The organism is Paraburkholderia sp. Ac-20336, from assembly GCF_017105025.1.
Lineage (GTDB): Bacteria > Pseudomonadota > Gammaproteobacteria > Burkholderiales > Burkholderiaceae > Paraburkholderia.
Genome location: NZ_JAAGPS010000216.1, coordinates 1 through 6,389 on the forward strand (window position 1 = coordinate 1; position 6,389 = coordinate 6,389).

Annotated in this window: 3 protein-coding genes and 1 pseudogene; 3 read left to right on the plus strand and 1 reads right to left on the minus strand. The window is 65.8% G+C overall.

Annotated elements, in window-relative coordinates:
• Positions 1 to 299, minus strand: a pseudogene (locus tag GXB81_RS30010) (hypothetical protein); the annotation flags it as partial.
• A 135-nt stretch (positions 300 to 434) separates the two neighbouring features.
• On the opposite strand from GXB81_RS30010, the gene GXB81_RS30015 reads away from it, so the two are divergent.
• The 3 genes from GXB81_RS30015 to tagF form a co-directional block, all read left to right on the plus strand.
• Positions 435 to 1,292 (plus strand): M15 family metallopeptidase, encoded by an 858-nt coding sequence (locus GXB81_RS30015; RefSeq protein WP_205991112.1) that lies wholly within the window; start codon positions 435 to 437, stop codon positions 1,290 to 1,292.
• 265 nt (positions 1,293 to 1,557) lie between these two features.
• On the plus strand, positions 1,558 to 5,397 hold the full coding sequence (tssM, locus tag GXB81_RS30020; RefSeq protein ID WP_205991113.1) for a type VI secretion system membrane subunit TssM: 3,840 nt from the start codon (positions 1,558 to 1,560) through the stop codon (positions 5,395 to 5,397).
• Positions 5,394 to 6,389 (plus strand): type VI secretion system-associated protein TagF (tagF, locus tag GXB81_RS30025; RefSeq protein WP_205991114.1); only part of this gene is annotated, 996 nt, incomplete at its 3' end. The genes tssM and tagF, both read left to right, overlap by 4 nt.

Here is a 6,389-nt window from a genome sequence, read left to right on the forward strand (position 1 = left end):
TGCGCGCCGCTGTCCGCGGCGGCAACGACCGCGGGTGTCGCGTGGCCCGCAGGCTCGCCACGCTCGAATACGTGCCACGCGCCGAAGGCGGCGGCGCCGATCACCAGCAGTGCCGCCACCGCGAGCGGCGCGCGTGAGCGCCCTTCGCGAGGCGGTGAGGCTGGCGGCACGACGCGGCCCTCGAGATTCGCGAGGATGCGTGAGCCGCCAGGCGGCGCGCCGGGCGCGTTCGCATCGGCGGCTTTGTCGGCCAGCAGGCTGGGCGGAGCTTTAGGGGTGGAGTTGTCCGGCGCACTCATTTACTGTCTCTTTCGAATCGTGCTCATTGAATCGGGCCTGTTTCACCGCAATAATACGAGGCGGCCCAGCTTCGGGCAGCGCTGATTCTAAAATCAAGCTTTACAAAAAACAATTACCACCACGCGGGTTCGCTTTTGGTCGCCATTGCTCTCGTCGTCTATTTCGCCATTGCCGTGCCGCTCGCCGCGCTATTGCTATTGCCGGCCGTGCGTGCGACGGTTTTCAGCACGCTATTCGAATTGCATAGCGTAATTATTCGTCGCGCGTCGACAAGCGCGACTCACGCGCGCAGCCACCTTTTTAGATCGGCAAGTTTTTCCCATTCGGGAATGACCGGCCTGAAAAATATACTTATCAGGCGGCGCTTGCCGATTTTCATTACCGCATGTATTCTTGCGACGCCGCCGCTGATTGCAATTGCATTGCGCGGCCATCAGCTATTTCAATACGATGACACACCCCGGGTACCGGACGAAAAAATCGCTGCCCTGCTGAACGGCGAGCAGCTGATTCCGCCGCCACCGCTGCCTCCCGAGGCCTTTACCACGAAGGAGGTCGAGCAGGTACGGCCCGAGCTGCACGATGCGAGCCGCGACTGGAATCTGCTGGATGCCGATTTTCGCACGCGCCTATTGCTCGTCTATAAAATCATGCGCGAGCAATACGGTTATGAAATGGCATTGCTGGAAGGTTACCGCAGCCCCGAGCGGCAAAACCGGCTTGCGCAAATGGGCGGCAATGTGACTAATGCGGCGGCCTTCCAAAGCTATCACCAATACGGACTGGCGGCCGACAACGCATTTCTGCGCGACGGCAAGCTCGTCATTTCAGAAAAAGACCCCTGGGCGATGCGGGGCTATCAGTTATATGGCCAGGTGGCCGAACAGGTAGGACTGACCTGGGGCGGCCGTTGGAAATTGATGGATCTGGGCCACGTCGAATATCACAAACCCGGCTTCGTACTGGGTCGCGCGCCGGCAAATGTCAAATGAGGCGCGACAGGAAATAAATGGGGAGTTTTATGGGGCGTTCATTCATTCCGCTCGGTGACAAAACCGACCTTGCCGCCCATCACGGCGACAACACCTCTGGCGGCGCCGCATCGGGCGCCGCGCCATCCGCTTCCCGCCCCGGCCGAACATGAATCCCCCCATGCGTCCCGGCTGCCACGGCCGGCTTTGCCCGAGCGCGCAGCGCACGTGACGCCCCCGCACACCACGACAAACAGCACCCAAGGCACCAGGACCTGACCGGCTTATGCAACGCCTCCTCAACGTGTTGACTCACAAGCGCACGCTCTCCATCATCGGCGTGATCGCGCTCGCTGCCGTGCTGATCATCGCCGCCGACGCACTACAGATCGACCTCGTGTGGGTCGCCGTCGTGCTCGGCGCGCTGCTCGTGATCCGGCTTCTGTTCTGGCTCTGGCAGCGCATGCGCGTGCGCCGCGCGAACCGCAAGCTCGGCGACATGCTCGAACAGCAGGCGCAGACCGAGAACGGCCCGGCCGCCCCCGCCGGGCCCACCGGGCAGGCGGATCTGGATGTGCTGCGCACCCGGCTCGTCGACGCCGTGAAGACCATCAAGACCTCGAAGATCGGTCAGCTTTCCGGCGGCTCGGCGCTCTATCAGCTGCCGTGGTACATCGTCATCGGCAACCCGGCGGCCGGCAAGAGCAGTGCCGTGCTGAACTCGGGCCTGCAGTTCCCGTTCGCCGACAAGCACAACGCCGTGGTGCACGGCATCGGCGGCACGCGCAACTGCGACTGGTTCTTCACGACGGAAGGCATCCTGCTCGACACGGCGGGCCGCTACTCGGTCCACGAGGAAGACCGCAGCGAATGGCTCGGCTTCCTCGGTCTGCTCAAGCGCTACCGTCCGAAAGCGCCGATCAACGGCATCATCGTCACCGCGAGCATCGCCGAGCTGACGGGCAACCGCCCCGAGTTCGCGATCAACCTCGCGAAGAACCTGCGCCAGCGCGTGCAGGAGCTGACCGAGAAGCTCGAAGTGTTCGCGCCCGTCTACGTGATGTTCACGAAAGCCGACCTGATCACCGGCTTCACCGAGTTCTTCAGCGGCAACGACCGCCAGGAATACGACCGAGTGTGGGGCGCGACGCTGCCCTACGAGCCCGACGAGAAGCGCGACATCGTCGCGCTGTTCGACGAGCGCTTCGAGGAGCTTTACGACGGCCTCAAGGAAATCAGCATCGCGCAGATGTCGATCAGCCGCGGCAAGCAGCTTGCGCCGGGGCAACTGAGCTTCCCGCTCGAATTCTCGGCGATCAAGCCGGCGCTGCGCGCGTTCCTCGCCACGCTGTTCGAGAACAACCCGTTCCAGTACAAGCCGATCTTCCGCGGCTTCTATTTCACCAGCGCGCTGCAGGAAGGCGAGACGAACAGCGCCGCCGCGCAGCGCATCGCGAACCGCTTCGCGCTTGCCACGGACGATCTGCCCAAGCCGCACAGCGCGTTCTCGAAGAACGGCTTCTTCCTGCGCGACCTGTTCTCGAAGGTGATCTTCGCGGACCGGCAAACGGTGCGGCAGTTCGCGAGCCCTGCCAAGACGCGCCTGCGCTATGCCACGTTCTTCGGCTTCGTCGCGGTGCTCGCGCTCGCGCTCGGCGGCTGGGCGTGGTCGGCCATCGGCAACCAGCAGCTCGTGGCGAACGTGCAGGCCGATCTCGACAACGTCGAGCGCCTCCAGCAGAACCGCAACGACCTGCAATCGCGCCTGCAGGCCATGGACATTCTCGAAGACCGCATCGAGCAACTCGAACAGTTCCGCCGCGACCGGCCGCTCGCGGTTTCGCTCGGCCTCTATCAGGGCGACCGGCTCGAACAGCATCTGCTACAGGAGTACTACAGCGGCGTGAAGCAGATCATGCTCACGCCCGTCTCGCAGAATCTCGCCTCGTTCCTCAAGGACGTCGACGCGCACCCCGAACTGCTGGCGCCGCTCTCGCACGCGCCCGATGCGGGCGCGACGCCCGTCTCGGCGCACGCGGCGATGGCGGCCGCGAACCAGGGCGGCCTCTATAGCGACGCATCGCCCACCAGCGTCGAAGACGCCTACAACGCGCTCAAGACCTACCTGATGCTCTCCGACAAGCGCCACGTCGAAGCGGCGCACCTGAGCGACCAGATCGCGCGCTTCTGGCGCGGCTGGCTCGAAACGAATCGCGGCAACATGCCGCGCGACGAGATGATCAAGAGCGCCGAGCGCATGATTACGTTCTACCTCTCGCGCGTCTCCGACGACGACTGGCCGATGATCGACGCGAACCTCGCGCTCGTCGACCAGACGCGCGAAGACCTGCGCCACGTGGTGCGCGGCATGCCGGCCCGCCAGCGCGTCTACGAGGAGATCAAGGCGCGCGCCTCGACGCGCTTCGCGCCGATGACGGTCGCGCGCATCGTCGGCGACACCAACACTTCGCTGATCGCGGGCAGCTACGCGATTTCCGGCACCTTCACGCGCGAGGCGTGGTTCCAGTACGTGCAGCCCGCGATCCGCGACGCCGCGACGAAGGAGCTGCAGGCGAAGGACTGGGTGCTCAACACCTCGGCGCAGGACGATCTCACGCTCGAAGGCAGCCCCGAGCAGATCCAGAAGGCGCTCGTCGCGATGTACAAGACCGAATACGCGGAGAACTGGCAGAAGTTCATGCAGGGCATCGCGGTGCAGGACTTCGGCACGTTCGGTCAGGCCGTCGACGCGATGAACCGCCTCGGCGACCCGCAGGACTCGCCGATCCGCAAGATCCTCGAAACCGCCTACGACCAGACCTCCTGGGACAACCCCTCGCTCGTGCACGTGAGCATCAAGCACGCGGAAAGCGGCGTGATGGGCTGGGTCAAGCAGTGGTTCTCGCGCAGCCCGGTCACGGCCAACCTCGACCTCAACGGCAATCCGGTCGAACCGTCGATGGGCCCGATCGGCCAGGCGTTCGCGGGGCTCGGCCGCATGGTCGTCACGCACGACAACGCGTCGCTGCTCGGCGGCTACATGGACACGCTATCGAAGGTACGCACGCGGCTGAACCTCATCAAGAATCAGGGCGACCCGGGCCCGGGCGCGCGTCAGCTGATGCAGCAAACGCTCGACGGCAACGGCTCCGAACTCGCCGATTCGCTGAAGTTCGTCGACGAACAGATGCTCACGGGCCTGACCGACACGCAGCGCAAGACGCTGCGCCCGCTGCTCGTGCGCCCGCTCATGCAGGCCTATGCGGTCGTGATCCAGCCGGCGAGCGTGGAAGTCAACAAGGTGTGGAACGCGCAGGTGTACCAGCCGTTCCAGGCTTCGCTTGCCAACAAGTACCCGTTCTCGGGCACCGCGAAGGTCGAGGCCGGCGCCAGCGAAATCGCCCAGATGTTCGGGCCGGACGGCGCGATCTCGAAGTTCGTCGGCACGACGCTCGGGCCGCTCGCCGTGCGCCGCGGCGACACGCTCTCGGCGCGGACCTGGGGCGACATGGGCCTCGCGCTCACGCCCGACTTCACCAGCGGCTTCGCGCGCTGGGTGGCGCCGCTCTCGGGCGGCGCGGCAGGCGCGGGCGCAGGCGGCGCGAGCGAGCCGCAGACCGTGTTCCAGATCCTGCCGCAGCCATCGAGCGGCACGACCGAGTACACGATCGCCATCGACGGCCAGCAGATGCGCTACCGCAACACGCCGCCGCAGTGGAGCAACTTCGTGTGGCCCAATCCGCAAGGCACGCCGGGCGCCTCGCTGTCGGCCACCACGTTCGACGGCCGCACGATCCAGCTCGTCAACGAGCCGGGCCGCTACGGTCTCGAGAAGCTCATCAACTCGGCGCAACGCACGCGTCATCCGGACGGCACGTTCGACCTCACGTGGACGCAAGGCAGCGTAACGGTGTCGGTCAGCATGCGCATCGTCAGCAGCTCGCAGCCCACCGCCGCGAGCGCCAGCGCGCCGCAACAGCAAGGCCTGAGCGGCGTGCAGTTGCCCTCGTCGATCGCCAGCACCGGCGCGGCCAACCCGGCTGCGGCCGCAGCTACGAGCGGCACCGGCACGGCCCCCGCCACCGTGGCGACGACGCCCAACCAGACAGGAGGAACCGCGCAATGACGCAGTCCGTTCAGGCGCAGATCGCGTACTTCGGCAAGATTCCGTCGCGCGGCGACTTCGTCAAAAGTGCGCACAATCCGCAGTTGCTGCAGACGCTGGACCGCTGGATCGCCCAGGCCATGGAACTGCTCGCCGACGACCCGCGCTGGAAGATCGTTTACGGCGACGCCCAGCCGATGCATTTCGCGTTTCTCGGCTCGCAGAGCAAGCTCGCGATCGCGGGGCACATGGTGGCGAGCCACGATCAGTCGTCGCGGCGCTTTCCGTTTCTCGCCGCCACGGCGCTCGAAGTCGAGCAGCCGCTCGCCTTCCTCGCGCGCAGCCCGCTCGCGTTCGCGCGGCTGTGGTCGCGCGCCGCCCAGCAGATGCAGCCGCTGCTCGGCGCGAATGAACCGGCCGGCGCGCTGCAGGCGCTCGGCGAAACCCAGGTGCCGGTGGACGTGGGCGGCACGGGCAACCCGCACGACGGCACCTTCAACGACTTCGTCGAGCACCAGACGCTCGAAGGCCTCGAACGGATGCTGCTCGCGAGCGGCCATCCGGTGCGCCTGCGCGGCGCGATGCTCGCGCTCGGCTCGCTGCTGCGGCCCGTGATGGCGAGCGGCTCGTCGCATCTGGAGCGCGGCCTCACGCTGCCGCTGCCGACCGACCCGTTCTACCGCAGCCTCGTCGCCGCGTTCTGGCTGGAGCTGATCGCGCCGTTCGTCTCGAAGGCCGACTTCGAGCTCGCGATCTTCATCGGCACGATCGCGCAGCGCGAGCGGCTCATCGTCGGCTTCAACGGCGCCTCGGCCAAGACCTTGCATAGCGTGGTCGATCCGCAAACCTACTCCGCTCACAACATCGATATCGACGATCCCGAGTGGGTCGACGATCACGCACAAAGCGACCATGGCATCAGCAAACTCGTCAGCTACCTCGATCAGCCGCAACTGTCGCTGCGGCTGGCGATCGACACGTTCCGCGAAGCGTTCGTTGGGGAGGCCGGCCAT

Coding starts and splice junctions, on each gene's coding strand:
- tssM (WP_205991113.1), top strand. CDS start 1,558: ATGCAACGCCTCCTCAACGTGTTGACTCACAAGCGCACGCTCTCCATC.